Origin of the sequence: Acinetobacter sp. 1294243 (genome assembly GCF_000588015.1) — a bacterium.
GTDB classification, from domain to species: Bacteria; Pseudomonadota; Gammaproteobacteria; order Pseudomonadales; family Moraxellaceae; genus Acinetobacter; species Acinetobacter pittii.
The window spans coordinates 38,971-57,916 of record NZ_JFXG01000011.1 but is presented as its reverse complement, the minus strand read 5'-3'; the positions used below and the strand labels follow the sequence as shown (position 1 = coordinate 57,916).

18 protein-coding genes are annotated in these 18,946 nt (G+C 40.2%); 10 read left to right on the top strand and 8 right to left on the bottom strand.

Features of this window, described 5'->3' with window-relative positions; all coding sequences use genetic code 11:
* The first annotated feature begins 51 nt into the window (after positions 1–51).
* From J655_RS17620 to J655_RS17610, 3 genes are read left to right on the top strand one after another with little or no spacing between them, the layout of a single operon-like run.
* On the top strand, positions 52–723 hold the full coding sequence (locus J655_RS17620; RefSeq protein WP_032052717.1) for a hypothetical protein: 672 nt from the start codon (positions 52–54) through the stop codon (positions 721–723).
* 25 nt (positions 724–748) lie between these two features.
* A complete protein-coding gene (locus J655_RS17615; protein WP_032052716.1) occupies positions 749–1,555 on the top strand; it encodes an SDR family NAD(P)-dependent oxidoreductase in 807 nt (268 codons plus the stop codon).
* Positions 1,556–1,608: 53 nt separating this feature from the next.
* Positions 1,609–2,043 (top strand): nuclear transport factor 2 family protein, encoded by a 435-nt coding sequence (locus J655_RS17610; protein WP_005064505.1) that lies wholly within the window; start codon positions 1,609–1,611, stop codon positions 2,041–2,043.
* Here J655_RS17610 and J655_RS17605 read toward each other — a convergent pair.
* From J655_RS17605 to sdsA, 8 genes are all read right to left on the bottom strand, one after another.
* Positions 2,040–2,474, bottom strand: a complete 435-nt coding sequence (locus tag J655_RS17605; protein WP_032052715.1) for a YbjQ family protein — start codon at positions 2,472–2,474, stop codon at positions 2,040–2,042. The genes J655_RS17610 and J655_RS17605 overlap by 4 nt on opposite strands.
* Before the next feature lie 7 nt (positions 2,475–2,481).
* Complete coding sequence (locus J655_RS17600; protein WP_000927245.1) at positions 2,482–2,832, bottom strand: YbjQ family protein; 351 nt, start codon at positions 2,830–2,832, stop codon at positions 2,482–2,484.
* Positions 2,833–2,940: 108 nt separating this feature from the next.
* Positions 2,941–4,392, bottom strand: coding sequence for a multidrug efflux RND transporter outer membrane channel subunit AdeK (gene adeK, locus J655_RS17595; RefSeq protein ID WP_002116015.1), 1,452 nt, complete (start codon positions 4,390–4,392; stop codon positions 2,941–2,943).
* Entirely contained in the window at positions 4,392–7,568 is a 3,177-nt protein-coding gene (gene adeJ / locus J655_RS17590) for a multidrug efflux RND transporter permease subunit AdeJ (RefSeq protein ID WP_032006535.1), read from the bottom strand. Before adeJ ends, adeK begins: the two co-directional genes overlap by 1 nt.
* A 12-nt stretch (positions 7,569–7,580) precedes the next feature.
* Entirely contained in the window at positions 7,581–8,828 is a 1,248-nt protein-coding gene (adeI, locus tag J655_RS17585) for a multidrug efflux RND transporter periplasmic adaptor subunit AdeI (RefSeq protein WP_032052714.1), read from the bottom strand.
* Between the two features lie 24 nt (positions 8,829–8,852).
* A complete protein-coding gene (locus tag J655_RS17580; RefSeq protein WP_032006536.1) occupies positions 8,853–9,479 on the bottom strand; it encodes a phosphatase PAP2 family protein in 627 nt (208 codons plus the stop codon).
* Between the two features lie 183 nt (positions 9,480–9,662).
* Positions 9,663–11,723 carry a site-specific recombinase gene (locus J655_RS17575; protein WP_032006537.1) on the bottom strand — a complete coding sequence of 687 codons (2,061 nt, stop codon included), beginning with the start codon at positions 11,721–11,723 and terminating at the stop codon, positions 9,663–9,665.
* Positions 11,724–11,737: 14 nt separating this feature from the next.
* The gene (gene sdsA / locus J655_RS17570; RefSeq protein ID WP_002116233.1) at positions 11,738–12,715 is read right to left on the bottom strand and encodes an All-trans-nonaprenyl-diphosphate synthase; all 978 of its coding nucleotides are present in this window, start codon (positions 12,713–12,715) and stop codon (positions 11,738–11,740) included.
* Between the two features lie 441 nt (positions 12,716–13,156).
* Here sdsA and rplU point away from each other — a divergent pair, with 441 nt between their 5' ends.
* The 7 genes from rplU to J655_RS17535 all read left to right on the top strand — a co-directional run bounded on the left by rplU (position 13,157) and on the right by J655_RS17535 (position 18,944).
* A complete protein-coding gene (gene rplU / locus J655_RS17565) occupies positions 13,157–13,468 on the top strand; it encodes a 50S ribosomal protein L21 (protein ID WP_000271409.1) in 312 nt (103 codons plus the stop codon).
* Positions 13,469–13,486: 18 nt separating this feature from the next.
* Entirely contained in the window at positions 13,487–13,744 is a 258-nt protein-coding gene (gene rpmA / locus J655_RS17560) for a 50S ribosomal protein L27 (protein WP_002116037.1), read from the top strand.
* A gap of 239 nt (positions 13,745–13,983) precedes the next feature.
* A complete protein-coding gene (gene lolA / locus J655_RS17555) occupies positions 13,984–14,679 on the top strand; it encodes an outer membrane lipoprotein chaperone LolA (protein ID WP_004789378.1) in 696 nt (231 codons plus the stop codon).
* Positions 14,680–14,795: 116 nt separating this feature from the next.
* Positions 14,796–15,596 carry an RsiV family protein gene (locus J655_RS17550; RefSeq protein ID WP_032006540.1) on the top strand — a complete coding sequence of 267 codons (801 nt, stop codon included), beginning with the start codon at positions 14,796–14,798 and terminating at the stop codon, positions 15,594–15,596.
* Positions 15,597–15,714: 118 nt separating this feature from the next.
* Positions 15,715–16,986, top strand: coding sequence for a serine--tRNA ligase (serS, locus tag J655_RS17545; protein ID WP_032006541.1), 1,272 nt, complete (start codon positions 15,715–15,717; stop codon positions 16,984–16,986).
* Positions 16,987–17,053: 67 nt separating this feature from the next.
* Complete coding sequence (gene cysG / locus J655_RS17540) at positions 17,054–18,427, top strand: siroheme synthase CysG (RefSeq protein WP_032042404.1); 1,374 nt, start codon at positions 17,054–17,056, stop codon at positions 18,425–18,427.
* Positions 18,428–18,470: 43 nt separating this feature from the next.
* Entirely contained in the window at positions 18,471–18,944 is a 474-nt protein-coding gene (locus J655_RS17535; protein ID WP_002116042.1) for a tRNA (cytidine(34)-2'-O)-methyltransferase, read from the top strand.
* Positions 18,945–18,946 lie beyond the last annotated feature (2 nt).

The window sequence follows — 18,946 nt, the reverse complement described above, 5'->3', positions numbered from 1 at the left end:
TGTGGCGACACGGCACAAAAATTACAAAAGAATTGAAAAAGGATGCTGCTGATGAGTTATGAAGTTTTTTTGAAAATTTCCGATTCGACTTATACCCAATTCGAGGCTATTCGGCAAAAACTACATGATGGAGTAAGTCAAAGTCAGGCAAAAGTTTTGGGGGGTGTTTTGTCTGACCTTTCCTGTGAAATTATTGAGCAGGTTTTTTCTGTGCTTTTACAGTCAGGCAATGCAAGCATGTCTCCAAAACAACAAGCTGAGTCTGAAAAAGTCATTCAGCAAGTTTTAGAGACTTTTCGAAAATACATGCCTTGGTCAGTTTCATTCTTTGGAAATGAACGTCTTTTACCCTTGGTTGACTACATGACATCACTCATGAAAGAGCAAGGGCAGCAAGTTTATATTACCTATCCAGTTACACTTCAACTGGTGCAACAAGCTGAAACCCTTACGCAGCAAATTCGTGACGGTAATATGCAAAGTATTACGGCTGCATTTGAAACGCTCATACAAATTGTGGATTTAGGCGTAACAAGCCTAGTACGTGAGCCTAAAAAGCGTTTAAAATTTAATTTGGTTGTCGATAAAACTCTTAACGGAGTCATCAACATGACGACGCATTTGGGCTATAAACGTTTGGAAAAGTTAGGGACACAGGTCGATCAGACGACAGCAACTCATTATATCAATCACTTTTTGGCCTTCATGCATCAAGCAGCATAATTTAAAAAGATAATAGGAACATCACATGGCCAAACTTGATACTTTGCAAAATAAAGTGGTATGGATTACGGGCGCATCTTCTGGTTTAGGTAAGGCTTTAGCAGGAGAGTTGGCTTTACAAGGCGCAAAGTTGATTTTAACCTCACGTCGTTTTGCAGAATTAGAAGAGGTTCGGGTTGGTTTATTAAATCCCGATCATCATTTGTCTGTCGTTGCAGATATTACTGATGAAAAGGAGGTTCAAGAGGCTTACAAGCAGATTTTAAAGGCGAAAGGCCGTATTGACTGGCTCATCAATAATGCAGGTTTGAGTCAACGTGCTTTAATTAAAGACACGACAATGGCAACCGAACGCGCCATCATGGAAGTCGATTATTTCTCACAAGTTGCGTTAACTAAAACCGTCCTACCGACCATGCTAAAACAAAAGTCTGGCCGAGTTGTATTTGTGTCGAGTGTAGCGGGTTTATTAGGCACACAGTACCGTGCAAGCTACTCGGCTGCTAAAGCGGCAATTCACATGTGGGCAAATAGTTTACGTGCTGAGGTCTCAGATCAAGGTGTCGAAGTTTCAGTTATTTTCCCTGGTTTTGTAAAAACTAATGTTTCTTTTAATGCACTCAATGGTGCAGGGGAACCCCAAGGCCATCAAGACGAAGCAATTGAAAATGGTTTAGAGGCAGATGTTTTTGCAGAGCAGGCTGTCAAAGCGTTAGTACAGGGTCAAGAATATATTGTTGTGGGTGGGGCTAAAGAAAAACTAGGTGTAATGGTTTCTCGGATGTCACCAAAACTTCTTTATAAAATGATTCGGAAAACAAAAGTAAAATAAAAAAGTGATTTTGCCGTGCTAAATTGGTGAAAAACCCGCATAGAAGGTTCACCATGGATCAGGATTATCACCGTATTTTAGAAGTCGTCACGCGTTTTCAATTGGTCTTTGATCAGAAAAATTGGGACGCTTTTGATGAGTTGTTGGCAGATCAACTTGAGGTGGACTATTTCCAATTTAGAGGAGAGCCTTTATGTGTCGTGTCTTGTCATGAATATAAAGGTTCTCGGCAGCAAGCATTATCCCATTTACGACTACAGCACAATTTGAGCAATCCTCTGGTTCGGATTGAACAAGATCAAGCATGGCTAGAATGTAATTATCAAATTTATCGTTTTTCAGAAAATGATTATTTTCATTCTTTTGGTCGTTATTATTTTACTTTGGCGAAACAACAAGACCGTTGGAAAATTACCCGAATTTGCCAGCATTTAACTAAAAATATTGGCAATCCACGTATTCATTTTTCTGAGGTTGGGCAGTATTAATCTTTAACTGCTGTTCCATAAGCAAAAACTTCGACCATTCCGCCTTGCATTCCGAGTTCGGTTGTACTCAGCCGAACTCCCATAATATGAGTAGCACCGACACTTTGAGCTTGTTGTTTTAAACGTACAATCGCCTCTCGGCGAGCACGTTCAACAATACTTTCATAACTGGTCAGTCTTCCGCCCAAAACGTTTTTTATAGATGCCAATACATATTTAAAGTAATCATGAGAAATCACAACATTACTGCTAATAAAGTGGCCTGGCTGATCACTCGTTGCAAAACGATTGGTATCAATTCTGATATGGGCAAATTGTTGCTCTTTTTCTAGAAGTTCATTCAAATGTTTTCGTTCAATATGGCGGCCAAAAGCCCAACCAATACTGAAAAGAATGAGAAAAATAACAAGCTGAAAAATAAAATTATCCATTTTCTACCTATGCATTAAATGGATCGGGTAGATGAGGTGCTTGAGGCTGGACAACCACAGCTGTGCCATATACGAATAATTCAGAAGCACCTTGGGCAATATTTGAAGTTGAAAAACGAATACCCACAATTGCATTCGCACCAAGTTGCTGAGCTTTTACAATCATACGCTGCATGGCTTCTTGGCGAGATTCTTCTAATAATTCGGTATAACCCGTAAGTTCACCACCCACGATATTTTTTAAACTTGCCATCAAGTCACGGCCAACATGTTTACTACGAACGGTACTTCCGTAAACAACATCCAGCTGCTTTAAAATTTGGTGGCCTGGAACACTTTCTAAATTACTCAATAACATTGTTTTTTATCAATCTAAATTCTTAAGGTTTCAAGATAAAAAATATTCAGATGAGTTGCAATAAAAAAGCCCACCGAAGTGAGCTTTTATGAATAAGTTATTTAAAACTTATTGCTTTTTAAGTTCAGCGCTAGATGGTTGATTAACCACTGTATCTGAAGTATTTGCTTTTAAACCACCACCTAGAGTTTTGTATAACTCGATTTGGTTGTTTAAGTTTGCTTGTTGAAGCAATAACAAACCTTGTTCTGCTGAATAAGATGAACGCTGTGCATCAAGAACTGTCAAGTAACTATCAATACCAGCACGGAAGCGGGCATTTGAAAGTGTGTAGTTGCGGTTAGTTGCTTCTACTAGACGTTGTTGAGCTGTTAAACGCTCACCAATGTTGGCACGAGTTGCAAGCGCGTCATTAACTTCGCGGAACGCAGACTGAACTGATTTTTCATAATCAGATAATGCAATTTTCTGATCAGTTTCAGAAATTTTTACATTGGCACGACGAGTGCCCCAGTCAAAGATTGGTAAGTCTAAGCTTGGTCCAATTGACCATACAAAACCACCTGACTTAAATAGATCACTTAAGTCAGTTGATGCATAACCTGCAGAACCCGTTAAGCTAATGGTTGGGAATAAACGTGCTTTTGCAGCACCGATATTCGCACCAGCAGCGCTTAAGTTATATTCAGCAGCTTTTACATCTGGACGGTTGTTAAGTAAGTCGCTTGGTAAACCCGCTGTAAATACATTTTGTTGAGTAATGCGTTTTACAGGTTGGGTTGGTAACAAGTTTTGTGGAACTGATTGGCCAACTAACAAGTTCAACAAGTTTTGTGCTTGAGCAATCTGTGTTTTGTAGTTCGCTACATCATTACGCGCAGTTTCTACAGAAATCTGTGCCTGACGTAGTGGAACTTCACTATCGATGCCCACATCAAAACGTTTTTTGTTGAGATTGTAAGAGTCTTGCTGTGCTTTAAGTGTTTGCTCTGCAAGTCTTAAATTCGCGGTTGCGAAAGAATAGTTCAACCATGCTTGAGCCACTTGACTGATTAGACTGATTTGAGTCGAATCACGTGCGCTTTGCGTTGAAAGATAACTATCTAACGCAGCATCTTTTAAGCTACGTACGCGGCCCCAAAAATCAAGCTCATAGGCAGTTACACCCAGACCTACTTGATAAGTAGAGTAGGGGTTATTCGGATCACGGCTTTGAGAAACCTGACGAATTGCACTACCACTTGCTCCGATTGTTGGAAGCTGATTGTTCTGTGTAATTCGATATTGCTGTTGAGCACGTTCGATATTGAGCGTTGCTGTACGTAAGTCGCGGTTGTTGGCAAGTGCCAAATCAATCACTCCGAGCAAACGAGGGTCAGCAAAGAACTGTTTGTAACCCTGTTCAGCAATAGACGTACCAGAAGCGCTATATGCATAGCTTTGTGGAATATCGGTTTTCACGACTGGTTCTGGGCCGCGCATGCTTTGACAAGCTGCCAAAGCAAGCGCAAGTGCAGATACCGCAATGCTACGACCTGAAATAGACCATACGTTTTGCATCACGATTTATGCTCCTGAGTGTTTATGGTTTTTGGTTTGTACTTAAAGATACTACGAATCCACACATAGAATACAGGGATAAAGAAGATACCTAAGAACGTTGCACTGAGTACGCCACCGAGTACACCGTAACCAACAGAATGCTGACTTCCTGCACCTGCGCCTGTTGAAAGGGCAAGCGGAAGTACACCGAAACCGAAGGCAAGGGTAGTCATGATGATTGGACGTAAACGCATTTTTGCGGCATGTAAAGTTGCCTCAATCAGGTCTTCACCTTTTTCCTGCAGCTCTTTTGCGAACTCAACAATCAAGATCGCATTTTTTGCAGAAAGACCGATTACCGCGATCATCGCTACCTGGAAGTAAATGTTATTTGAGAGATTTGGATCTCCTTTAATAATCATACCCAAGTAAGTTAATACGATTGCACCAATAATACCGAGTGGTACCACAAGTAAAACCGAGAACGGAATAGACCAGCTTTCATACAATGCAGCCAAGCAAAGGAAAACGATTAACAATGAAAGCGCATATAAGAATGGAGCTTGAGCACCAGACTCACGTTCTTCAAGTGATAAACCTGTCCATTCATAGTCGAAACCTTGTAAGCCCATAGATGGTAACTTAGCAATAATTTCTTCCATTGCTTTCATCGAGTCACCAGAGCTCACGCCAGGTGCAGGTGTACCTTGAATGTTAACCGATGACACGCCGTTATAACGTTCAAGACGTGGAGAACCATATGTCCATTCGCCAGTAGCAAATGCAGAGAACGGTACCATTTCGCCTTTGTTATTACGTACATACCACTTGTTTAAGTCTTCAGGCATCATACGGCTGCCCGCATCACCTTGAACATAAACTTTCTTCACACGTCCACGGTCAACGAAGTCGTTAATGTATGAGCCACCCCATGCAATACGCATTGTATTGTTAATTTCGGCAATACTCACACCCATGGCACCAGCTTGAGCTTGGTCTACATTAATTTGATACTGAGGTGTATCTTCTTGACCATTAGGGCGAACACCCACAAGACGTTTATCTTGTGCAGCCAAACCTAAGATCGTATTACGTGCGGCAATAAGTTTCTCATGGCCTTGACCACTTGAATCTTTAAGTTGCAAGTTGAATCCGGCTGTTACACCGAGTTCAGGCATTGCTGGAAGCTGTAAAGGCATGATGTAAGATGCGTCTTTAACGATCATATTCAATGCCATACCACGCTGAATCAATGCGCCAATTTGAGTTTCTGGTGAAGTACGTTCACTCCAGTCTTTCAATTTAACGAAGCCGATACCAGCATTTTGACCAACACCTGTGAATGAGAAGCCCGAAACGGTGAAAATCGATTCCACTGTATCTTTTTCATTCATAAAGAAGTTTGTCATGGTGTCAATCACTTTACCTGTACGGTCAAGCGTTGCATTTGGCGGTAATTGAACAAGTGTCATTACCACACCCTGATCTTCTTCCGGTAAGAATGAAGATGGGAGTTTTTGGAACAAGAACACTAGTAAAGCAATAACTACAGCGTAAAGCACGCCAGAGAAGATTTTGCCCTTAAGCATGCGGTTAACACCATTTTGGTAGCTATGCGACATGCGGTCAAAACCATTGTTAAAGCCTCTAAAGAAACGAGCAAAAATATTATTGCTTGGTGTTTTGTTAGGATCATGCTGTTTTAAAATGGTTGCACAAAGTGCTGGTGTAAATGTTAACGCTACAATTAACGATAGAACCATTGCTGTTACAAGGGTAATCGAGAACTGACGGTAAATTACACCAGTTGTACCACCAAAGAATGCCATTGGTACGAATACCGCTGTTAATACGCTTGTGATACCAATTAACGCACCAGAAATCTGTTGCATTGATCGTGACGTCGCCGTGACTGGATCGGTATGCTCTTCACTCATAACACGTTCGACGTTTTCGACCACAACGATGGCGTCATCGACCAGAAGACCAATTGCCAATACCATGGCGAACATGGTTAAGGTGTTAATTGAGAAGCCAAAGATATTAATAACAGCGAATGTACCTAACACAACAACAGGTACAGCAAGTGTTGGAATAATCGTTGCGCGCCAGTTCTGTAAGAACAAGAACATCACAATGAATACTAAAACTACCGCTTCAATTAATGTGTGTACAACACTTTCAATTGAAAGACGAATAAATGGAGTCGTGTCATAAGCTAGTTTATCTGCAAGACCTGTTGGATAGTTCTTACGTAATTCAGATAAACGATGTTCAACAGCTTCTGCGGTATCAAGTGCGTTGGCACCAGTTGCAATTTTAATTGCAAGACCACCAGCAGGTTTACCGTTAAACTTCGAGTCAAACTGATAGTTATCAGAGCCTAACTCTACACGCGCAACATCTTTTAAACGAACTTCAGCACCAGATGCTGTGTTCTTCAAGAAGATATTTTTAAACTGTTCAGGTGTTTGCAGCAAACTTTGTGCATTCACTGTTGCGTTAAGCACTTGACCTTGTACAGCTGGCGCACCACCTAATTGACCTACTGCTACTTGTGAGTTTTGCGCTTGTAAAGCTGTTGCAATATCACTAGGAGTAAGTTGATAACTGGTTAACTTAGCTGGATCAAGCCAAATACGCATTGCGTATGAACCACCAAAGACTTGTACCTCACCCACACCAGCAACACGGCTAAGTGGTTCTTTAATTGATGAGTTTACGTAGTCTTTAATGTCCGAGTCAGAAAGGCTGTTATCTGGTGAGTAAAATGCAATAACTTGCAAGAAGCTTGCGCCAGATTTAGTTACTGTTACACCTTGACGCTGTACATCTTCAGGTAAAAGCGCAGTTGCAGATTGCAGTTTGTTTTGAACCTGAACCTGTGCAATATCTGGATCAATACCTTGTTCAAAGTTTAATTGAATAGAAGCCTGACCGTTACCAGCACTGTTAGATGAAATGTAGCGTAAACCATCTAGACCATTCATTTGTTGTTCAATGATCTGGGTTACAGTGTTTTCAACAGTCTCAGCAGATGCACCAGGATAAGTTGCAGCAATTGTAACTGTCGGTGGTGCAATCGTCGGATACTGTGCAATAGGCATTTTCGTTAGCGTGAGAATACCCGCCAACATAATGACTAATGCAATCACCCACGCAAAAATGGGGCGATGAATAAAAAATTGTGCCATTCAATCTACCCCTTATGCATTAGATGCTTTCTGTTCTGCTTGAGGTTTACCTGATTGAGCCGGTTTTGTCGCATTTGGAGCTGCACCTTGTGGATTCGCTGGTTGAGCTTGGTAAGGTTTTGCTGAAACTTCTTGCCCTTCTTTAACTTTGGCAACACCGTCAACAATCACTTTATCACCAGCTTTAAGACCGTTAGTTACAATCCAGTTTTGTCCTTGAACACCAGAGGTTTCAACAGGACGACTCTCAACAGCACCTTTGGCATTAACAAGCATTGCTACAGCTTGACCTGTAGGTAAACGTGTAATTGCAGCTTGAGGAATCAGGTAAGCATTAGGAACTACACCTTGAACAATCTGTGCAGTGGTATACATGCCTGGAAGTAACAGATGATTCGGGTTCGAGAATACGGCACGTAAAGTAATCGTTCCTGTATCCTGATTTACAGAAGCATCAGAGAAAGCAAGTTGTCCTTCGATTGGATAGGTTGAACCATCTTCGAGCTTCAATTTCACTTTCGTGTTGTTACTATTGTTCAAACTACCTTTGCTAAGTTGTTGACGTAAACGTAATAACTCGGCACTAGACTGGTTAATGTCAACATAGATTGGGTCTAACTGTTGAATCGTCACTAACGGATCAGTTTGGTTGGCAGTCACTAAAGCACCAGCTGTTACAGAAGAACGTCCAGACTGACCAGAAATTGGTGAGCGAATTGTAGAGTAGCCAAGATCTACATTTGCATTCGTTACTTGCGCTTTTGCAGCAGAAACTTGTGCTTCGGCAACATTAACCTGACCAAGTAAGTCGTCATATTCTTGTTTAGATACAGCGTTACTTGAAACAAGTTGCTTATAACGGTTTAACTTAGTACGTAGTGAAGCTAGATTTGCCTGTTGTTGTAAAAGGGTAGCCTTTGCATTTTCAAGCGTTGCACGGTTAGTTCGAGAATCCAGTTCATATAGAGCCTGTCCTTCACGAACGTAACTTCCTTCAGCAAACAAGCGTTTTAAAATCACACCACTTGTTTGAGGGCGAACTTCAGAAATTTGATATGCTGAAGTACGGCCGGAGAGTTCAACGCTTTGTTCAACACTTTGTGGTTGAGCAACAATAACACCTACTTCTGCAGGCGGCATTTTCTGAGCAGTAGCAGCTTGCTGTTTCTCATCGGAGCCTTTGCTACAACCAACAAGTGCGATACTTGTTGCTAATGCGCAAGCAGTAAGGGCAGGAGCCCAAAGCTTAGCCGACATCATTGTTCCACCTCGTTTAGATAAAATCTAAAAATATATTTGTTTTCTACTTAACCTACTTTGTGTTTGTAATAACCAGAGCCAAAGCAGTGCAATCCAAATAAAACCTATGCCCCAACCGGCGAGTACATCTGTTGGAAAATGAACTCCAGCATATATTCTTGAAAGCCCCATGCAGATAAACCAAAGACAGGAAATCAAAATGATATAAGGAGAGTTAGTGTTGGGCTTATGGCATAACATTATGATTGCCATACAAGCCAGTGTTGATGCATAAACACTATGTGCACTTGGGAACGATGCACCATAACTTTCGACAATATGATATGCCTGTGGAGGTCTTGGACGGTCAACACACCACTTGAGCAGCCAACCCGTGATGATACTGCCAAGAACACCCACGCTAATGAAAATAACAGTAATATATTTTTTATACCATGCTTGATATATACACACCAATAAGGATAAAAAACATACAAAAGGCATACCACCTACACGTGCTAGAAAGGTCGTAATAGAGTTAAGATAATCTGATCGATTTTCACTCAATATTTGAACGGTGAGAAGATCCAAAGATTGAAGTCTTGGTACAAAAAGACCAAGAACACCTAATCCTAAAAAAATACAACCAATAAAAAGCAATAAATAGGGCATGTATATACCTTTGCTTGTTCAAGCAGTGTCTACTACTGAAAGCCGTTAAAAGTGTACTTGCCAGTACACTTTTTTTCAAGCCTGATAGATCATCGTAAATTCATTTTGAAAATTTTTTAACATTTGGAAAAACAATCACAACAAAATTGACGAAAATCACATTTTGTGTACAAAGCAAAATTCTTAGTGGTCTGCTTTTTTCCCGTTATTTGTTGAGGTGTTTTCTTCAAGTTCTAATGGTTGTTTTGGTGGCCAGAAAAAATCGCTTGGGCGAGTTAAAAAATGGGTCATGACCAATTTGGCTAAAGGTTTCCATTGTTCAAAGCGGACTCGACGCGCTCGTAATGCCACAATAATCGTTAAGGTGAAACTCACAAATAAGTTAGTGAGACCAATGCATAGTACACCAAGAAAGGACACGATAATCAGTCCGATATCTGGGCTGCCGTTAATAGTCATTAAACCTTGAATAAAGTTAGCGGATGCAAAGGCAATATGGCGAATATCTAAAGGTAGACCTAGGATAAAGCCTATGGTCCCCATACTTCCTAGCATAATACCGAATAAGAAGTTACCGGCTAACGCACCTAAATTACGTTCAATATATTCAGCAAAACGGTTAAGGCGATCTTGCCCAAACCAGCTAGCTAAACGGCGATGTGCTCTTAGGCGCGGGCCGACTTTTCGGTAAACAGCCATGTTGTCAAAGTATCCTGCAATGAGACCTGACAAAAACAAACAGACTCCAGCAATTGCTGCATGTGGAACTGCTAGTGAAGTGAATGGATTTAGACTGTGTAGAAGATAAGTGGCTTTAGTATGGGTTAATAACGGTTCATCAAGATAAAATTGCCATGCAAAAGTGATGAGTGCCGCAGTAGGAATCGCAATTGAAATATTGCCCAAAATAGCAATAAATTGCGTTCGGATAATATTAATAATAAGCGCCGCTAACTCTGCAATTTGAGCCGTTTTAGAGCCTTTACGTTGCTGTACTGTTGCAGCAAGAGCCGCCGCCGTCATAGCGGGCTGCTTAGTCGCAACTGTAAAATGCAGAACATGAATCAGAATGAAACCTAGGGAATAATTCATACTGAAAGTAAAAGCTTGCATGAGCGGGGCCATTGTCATTCTTGCAGCAAGAATTTTTAAAGATGCCATAAAGGCAATAATGACACCTGCACCAGCGGCAGCTTTATACATTCCCCAAAAGCCTTTGGTATCCGTACTTACGTAATGTTCACCTGTTCGGCTGGCATTTTCTGTAACTTGAAAGGCAATGAGTTCACTAGTCGTACTGAGTAATGAGCGAACACTTTTTTCGCTGTAATGTGCCTTGGTTAAATCGGAAATCAGATGTCCTAAAGAAACATATTTTCCTTTAGTGTTATCTACGACCAGATAAAGTAATAACTCAATTCGATCAAGACATTGCTCAAGTAATGACAGTAAGTAAGTCAAACTTAAGCTGACACCAATTCTTTTGGTCGCACGACGAATCTTTAAAACGACATCTCGGCACTGTTCCAACATAACAAATGCTTGTGATGCATCGGGCGGGGAAATAACTGCAATTTCATGTTCAGAAATTTCTTGTTTTTTATACTTTTCAATAAACTCAATAATTTCACGGTTCTGAACTAAAAACGGCGACTCATATTCTGTTAATTCTGGCTGAGCGTTAATAAATTCGGGATAAAGACCAATTCCACTAATTCGATAAGATAAGACTGTAATGGCTTTAATCATTTCACTTTGAATGACTAACTTCTCATCGACATTACTTTGGCTTTGCCCAATAAGACTAAATAAATTTGCCCAATCTTCATCATCAATATTATTGAGCCAGATTTTGTCACTTTCTAAATAGAAAATTTTTCCAATTAATATTTTGAGTTGGCTCGCATCTTCTATTAAAGGTAAAAAATGTGCTCCGAGTCTTTGCCCAAGCTGGTTCCAGAAACCATCTAAAGACAAAATTCCACTATCAGCATATAAACTAACTTGCTTATAGCGATTAATTAAACGTAATAAAAAAGTTTGTAGTAAGAAGGGCGCTGTAGGTGTGCGCAAAAGACTTTCAATAAAAGCCTGTATTTTTTTCTTAATTTCATCCGTATCTTGTGGGTTGGATGGTCGGATGACATTGACGAGTTCAATCAGTAGATTTTCATCAATGACAGCTTGAGGATCCTCAAGCTGCTTCTCTATTTTTAAAAAAAGATCTGAAAAATTTATATGCATAGGCAAAATAATATCTATTGTATTCGATGTAACGCAAGCTGAGTTAAGTTAATCAAAGCCTGACGATACGGTGTATCGGGTAGGTTTGATAAAGCTTGCAGTGCTGCTTCTGTTTCTTCTTGGGCACGTTGGTTGCAATAATCTAAAGCACCAGACTTCTGTACAATTTCGATGACCTGAGATAGTTGGTCTACTCCACCGGTTGCGATACTGCGACGAATAATCGCATGCTCTTCACCTGTTGAGCGTGCTAATGCAGAAATTAACGGTAAAGTTGGCTTACCTTCCATTAAATCATCACCAATATTTTTACCTAATGTTTCAGCATCAGAGGTGTAGTCTAAAATATCATCAATAATTTGGAATGCATTACCAAAATGACCGGCAAACAATCTTAATGGCTCACGATACGCTTCTTGCCCCGCCAAAATAGCAGCACCTTCTGTAGCCAGCTCAAACAGGCGAGACGTTTTACCATGAATAATTTTTAAATAAGTTTCTTCAGTTGTATCTGGTTGATGCTGTGATTGAAGTTGTAATACTTCACCTTCAGCAATTTCACATGTACCTGTTGAAAAGTCTTTCAATAAAGTCATGTTGTTTAAATCGACCAGTAAATCGAAAGCACGGGCGATCAGGAAGTCACCGACTAAAACAGCTGTCTGATTGTTCCATGTAGCATTTGCTGTAGGGCGACCACGACGAAGGCCAGATTCATCTACCACATCATCATGGACCAGTGTCGCGGTATGTAACATTTCAATGATTGCAGCTAAACGCTGTGCATTTGCCATGTTATCTAAACCACAAGCACGTGCTGCAAGCAAACACATGATTGGACGCATACGCTTTCCGCCAGCTTCAACGACGTGTTTGCTGACAGACATGACTAAACCGACTTTTGAGCTAATTCCTTCATTAATCAAGTGATCCATCGCAGCGAAGTCTGAAGCAACAGGCGCAAGAATGTCTTGCTTGAAATCGATGACCATATGAAGAAAAACCCCGTATTGGTAGATAAGTGGCGTTAGTGTATCAATTAAAGATGTGTTGCACAGGTTAACAAGTGGCTGATATTAATCATTTCTATTGTTTTTAAGCGTTTTTTGTTCTTTATTTAAGCAAAATACGATGTTTTCGGCAAAACAATAAATTTAATGACATCAGCATTAATACAACTTGTTCTTGACGCAATTTGTGTTTGGAACTGTATTTTAATTTTCATTCAGAATCAATGAAAACTGCTAAATTCCAGTCCAAGCTGTTTGATTTTGTAAGAATAGGGGATCATGCTTTACTGATAGATAGAAAATACTTGTCGTTTGATCAAATTTCACTTAAAATCTGTCGCCTTGTATAACCCCAGTGGCGATCGTTTTAAGATCGATATATCCCTTTATCGACACGACGACACGGGCTGATTGGAGTACATTATGTACGCAGTAATCCAAAGCGGTGGTAAACAGCACCGTGTAGTTGAGGGCGAAACCCTTAAAGTTGAATTATTGAAAGCTGAATCTGGTGCGACTATTACATTTGATGATGTATTAATGGTTGTAAACGGTGACAACATTCAAATCGGTGCTCCAGTTGTAGCTGGCGCTAAAGTAACTGCAGAAGTGATTGGTCATGGTCGTCACGACAAAATCCGCATCATCAAAATGCGTCGTCGTAAACACTACCGTAAACAACAAGGTCACCGTCAATGGTTCACTGAGTTGAAAATTACTGGTATTTCAGGCTAATCACGAGGAGTAAGAGACATGGCAACTAAAAAAGCCGGTGGATCGACGAAGAACGGTCGTGATTCAAACCCAAAAATGTTAGGTGTTAAAGTTTACGGCGGTCAAGCTGTAACTGCTGGTAACATCATCGTTCGTCAACGTGGTACAGAGTTCCACGCTGGTGCAAATGTTGGTATGGGCCGTGACCATACTTTATTTGCTACTGCTGACGGCGTAGTAAAATTCGAAGTGAAAGGTCAATTTGGCCGTCGCTACGTAAAAGTTGAAACTGTATAAGTTTTAGCTCGAAAAAAGCCCACATTTTGTGGGCTTTTTTTATGGCATTTATTTTTATTCATCTTCATCATGATGAATGAAATTCTACAAACAACATGAATAACATAACAAAATATCTTATTTTCTCAATGATTAGCACAGAGTTTGTCGGTTAATATGAGTCTTGAATTAAGAGCTTACTCAGTTTCATAACTATGAAAGAGAGTAAGTTGTCTTACAGCAACTAAAAAGGTGATGACATGAATATGCTTCGTAAAACTATGTGTGCTATTACACTTAGCGCGTCAGTGCTTGCTCCTGTAATGAGTACTACAGTGTTTGCTGCGCCTGTAGCAGCACCGGAGCAACAGGCAATTGGGAACCTGGTTAATCAGTTATCAGGTTTACAGCGTTTGACTGCCGACTTTGAACAAACAACTAAAGCCAATACAAAAACTGTGGCACAGAAAAAGAGTTTAAGTGCACAGCATATGAACCAGACATTTAAAGGCTCAATGAAAGTTGAGCGTCCGGGGAAATTTTATTGGGAAACAGTAAGTCCTGCTAAACAAACTATTGTAACGAGTGGAAAAACAGTTTGGATCTATGATCCGGATTTACAACAAGCGGTCCGCCAAAGCTTAGATGATCAGGTTGCAGATACACCAGCATTATTACTCTCTGGTAATACCAACCAAATCATGAAGTCTTATCGTGTAACACAACCCGATAAATCTAAACTTTATTTCACCTTATTCCCTAAAAAAGAAGATGGGGCATTCCAAAGCTTAACAATTAGCTTCGGAGCAAATAAAGCGCCTACACTTATGGTATTACAAGACTCATTAGGTCAAACCACCTATGTACGCTTTAAGAATGTTAAAGTAAATGCTTCAATTCCGGCATCAGTCTTTAACTTTACGCCGCCAAAAGGTACAGATGTTATTGACCAATAATTAAAGCCTCTTCAAAAAAGCTACCGTAAAAGGTAGCTTTTTTTATATAAGAGAGACAGATACATTTTTTAACCCCGTCTTATTCTTACGCTTTGTATAGTGTTAGAGGTAAATTCATGGGGATTATTATGCGACTTTACGATAAGAAAATTATTTGTATTCTTCCATTAATGGCTGCAATGGCAATTGTGACTGGTTGTCAACCAAAGTCAGCAGCCAAAGAAGAGCAGGCTGCTTCGACTGCAAAAGTTAAAGAAACGAAAGAGGCTGGTGTTCCTGTAATTCAAGCAAAAGTAATCCCAGTAAAATTGTCAAAATCAAAAGTTTGCTTAGAAGATGGTTGTACTGAGTATGATTTTCAAACAGTACAGACCAATCAAAAATGGATTAATGATTACTTCACCAATCGTATAAAGAAAGCAGATCCGAATGCTTTTGCAAATTTAGCCGATCAACCAGTTGAAGTACCTGAAGGTGAACCAAGTTCAAGTCAGAGTGCAATTTATGTTCGCTATTTAGGGCAAAACTATAATCTTGCCACCTTTGCATTACAGACTTATTCGTACTCAGCTGGTGCTGCACACGGCATGTCTCATCAAGAATTTGTAAATTTTGACTTATTAAATAAAAAGCACATTACTGTTGCTGAACTTATTCAGCCAGATGTTGAAAAACAGTTGGTTGATGCTCTTTTTGAAGCAAATACAAATTGGCTTCAAGCACACAATATTAGCCGTGAAAAACTTCAGCTAAGCGATAATTTCTACTATGGTGCTAATGGCATTGTATTTGTCTATCCAATTTATGAGCTGGCTTCATATGCAGAGGGAATGTCTGAATTAACGCTGCCATATTTTGAAGCGGGTAAGTTCATTAAACCTGAGTATTTGCCAAGTGTGCCAAACTATAACTTTTAAAATAAGTGATCTATTCTAAGAATTGTGTGAAAGCTATTCGTTATGAATATGATCACTATATTTTTTAGTGTTAAGGCCTTACACTATAGCCAGTTTTTTACCCATATTATGATTGATTATGATCGACCCTAAGTTACTCAGAAATAATATTGAAGCCGTTAATGCGGCTTTGGCAAAACGCGGTGTTCAATTAGATGTTCAAGAATGGGCTTCTTTAGAAACTCGCCGTAAAGATTTGCAATCAAAAACTGAAAAATTGCAGGCAGAACGTAATGCCGGTGCAAAACAAGTGGGTCAGATTAAAAAATCCGGTGGTGATGCTTCTGAGATCATGGCGCGTATGCAAGCCATTGGCGACGAAATCAAAGCTGCTGAAGTTGCTTTGTCAGAGTTACAAAACGAGATTGAACAAAAAGCGTTGAGTATTCCTAACTTACCAGATGAGTCTGTTCCTGCTGGTAAAGATGAAGATGATAACGTTGAAATCTCAAAATGGGGTACGCCTCGTCAGTTTGATTTTGAAATCAAAGATCATACTGACTTAGGTGAGTGGATGGGTGGTTTAGAGTTTGAAACTGCTACTAAATTGACTGGTTCACGTTTTAGCGTACTGAAAGGTTCTTTAGCGCGTCTACAACGTGCGTTAACACAGTTCATGCTTGATACCCATACTTTAAAGAATGGCTATACAGAAGCTTACGTGCCTTATTTGGTAAATGCTGATTCACTTCGTGGTACAGGTCAGTTGCCAAAATTTGAAGAAGATTTATTCAAACTTCAAGGTGAAAAAGAATATTACCTCATCCCTACAGCAGAAGTTCCAGTTACTAACTTCGTTCGCGATGAGATTATTGATACCGAACGTTTGCCTTTAAAATATGCAGCGCATACGCCATGTTTCCGTAGTGAAGCTGGTTCTTATGGTCGTGATACCCGTGGTTTAATTCGTCAGCATCAATTTGATAAAGTTGAGATGGTGCAAATCGTTAAACCTGAAACATCTATGCAAGCACTTGAAGAGCTTACTGCACATGCTGAGGGCATTTTGCAGGCACTAGGTTTGCCATATCGCAAAATTTTGCTCTGTGGTGGGGATATGGGCTTTGGTGCTACCAAAACTTACGACTTAGAAGTTTGGGTTCCAAGCCAAAATACTTATCGGGAAATCTCTAGTTGCTCTAATATGGGTGATTTTCAGGCACGCCGCATGAAAGCACGCTACAGAATGGATCAAAAGAAGACCGAATTGGTGCATACACTAAATGGTTCAGGTCTGGCAGTTGGACGTACTTTGCTTGCTGTAATGGAAAATTACCAACGTCAAGACGGTTCTATCGAGATTCCAGAAGTATTACGCCCATATATGGGTGGTGCAACGTTTATTGACTAAGCTTTGCATCTAAATTGTGCACGGTTTTTGCTTAACCCAAATCAGATGATTAATGTAGAGGTTTAAGGTGGATATTTTTCCAATCTCTTTAAAGTTGCAACAGCAACATTGTCTGATTGTGGGTGGTGGGCATATTGCATTGCGCAAAGCAAATCTTTTAGCCAAAGCGGGAGCAGTAATCGATATTATTGCTCCTGCAATTGAAGAGCAGCTTTTACATTTAGTCAAAACGACAGGCGGAGAGTATTTTGCCGAGTCCTTTGCTGAAAAAATATTAAATACACCATATCGATTGGTGATTGCTGCAACTAATGATGCGCAAGTGAATAAAGCTGTTTTTGAACAATGTGAAGCGCGTAATTTATTGGTCAATAGTGTTGATGATATTCCACATTGTCGCTTTATGGTTCCAGCTATTATTGATCGTTCTCCGTTAATTATTTCTGTCGCTTCAAATGGTGCATCACCAGTTTTATCAAGACAACTTCGTACTCAAATAGAAACAATTGTTCCGCATGGCATGGGTAAGTTGGCTGAGTTTTCTGGTCAGTGGCGTAAGCAGGTAAAAGAAAAAATTCCCAATCCAGATGAGCGTCGGATTTTTTGGGAAAACCTCTATGCTAGCCCATTGAAAGAACAAGTTTTCAATGACAATTTAGAAGTTGCAAATGGTTTGATTCAGCAAGCCTTAACAGAATGGACTGCACCTAAAGGTGAAGTTTATTTGGTAGGCGCTGGACCGGGTGATCCGGAGTTACTGACACTAAAAGCATTACGTCTTATGCAGCAAGCTGATGTTGTGATTTATGATCGTCTTGTTTCTGCGCCCATTTTAGAGCTTTGCCGTCGTGATGCGACTAAAATTTATGTCGGTAAAGCCCGTTCAAATCACTCCGTTCCCCAAGATGGTATTAATGCTTTACTGGTTGAATATGCTCAAAAAGGAAAGCGTGTTTGTCGTTTAAAGGGTGGTGATCCATTTATCTTTGGACGTGGTGGTGAAGAGATTCAAGAGCTCGTTGAGGCGAATGTCACTTTCCAAGTTGTACCAGGTATAACAGCAGCATCAGGCTGTTCAGCTTATGCGGGCATTCCATTAACACATCGTGATTATGCACAAAGTGTTCGTTTCTTGACTGGGCATTTAAAGGAAGGTTCACCTGAACTTCCTTGGAATGAGCTAGTTTATGAAAATCAAACTTTAGTTTTATATATGGGGCTAGTTGGTTTGGAGCGTATTTGTGAACAACTTATTGCTCATGGCCAACGTGCTGATATGCCGGTAGCTTTAATCTCTAAAGGAACCACACCAGACCAGAAAGTTGTGGTTGGAACATTAGCTGATATCGCAACAAAAGTGTCTGAACATCATATCGTAGCACCGACTTTAACCATTATTGGTGAAGTGGTGAATTTACGTGAACAGTTAAAATGGCAATAAGTTCATTTGAGTTTATTGCTGGTTATTAAAGTCGAGAAAATTTGTGATTCATGTTGTCCTATACGAGCCTGAAATTCCTGCCAATACAGGCAATATCATTCGTTTATGTGCTAATACTGGTGCACAGCTACATTTAGTCAAGCCTTTAGGTTTTGAATTGGATGATAAAAAGCTCAAACGGGCAGGCCTTGATTATCATGAATGGGCACGTATGCAAATTTGGGACAACATAGAACTTTGCCTTGCCGACTTGAAAGCTAAAGGTGTCGAGCATGTTTTTCCACTCACCACTAAAGGTTCTGCAACTCCGCATACAGTTGATTTGAATCGACCTGTGGCTTTACTGATGGGACCAGAAACACGCGGTTTGCCTGAGCATGTTCGCTTGATGTTTCCACAAGAACAGTGGATTCGTTTGCCAATGGCTGAAAACTCAAGAAGTTTAAATTTATCTAATGCAACGGCTGTGATTGTTTATGAAGCATGGCGTCAGCAGGGTTTTAAAAACTTAGGATAAGT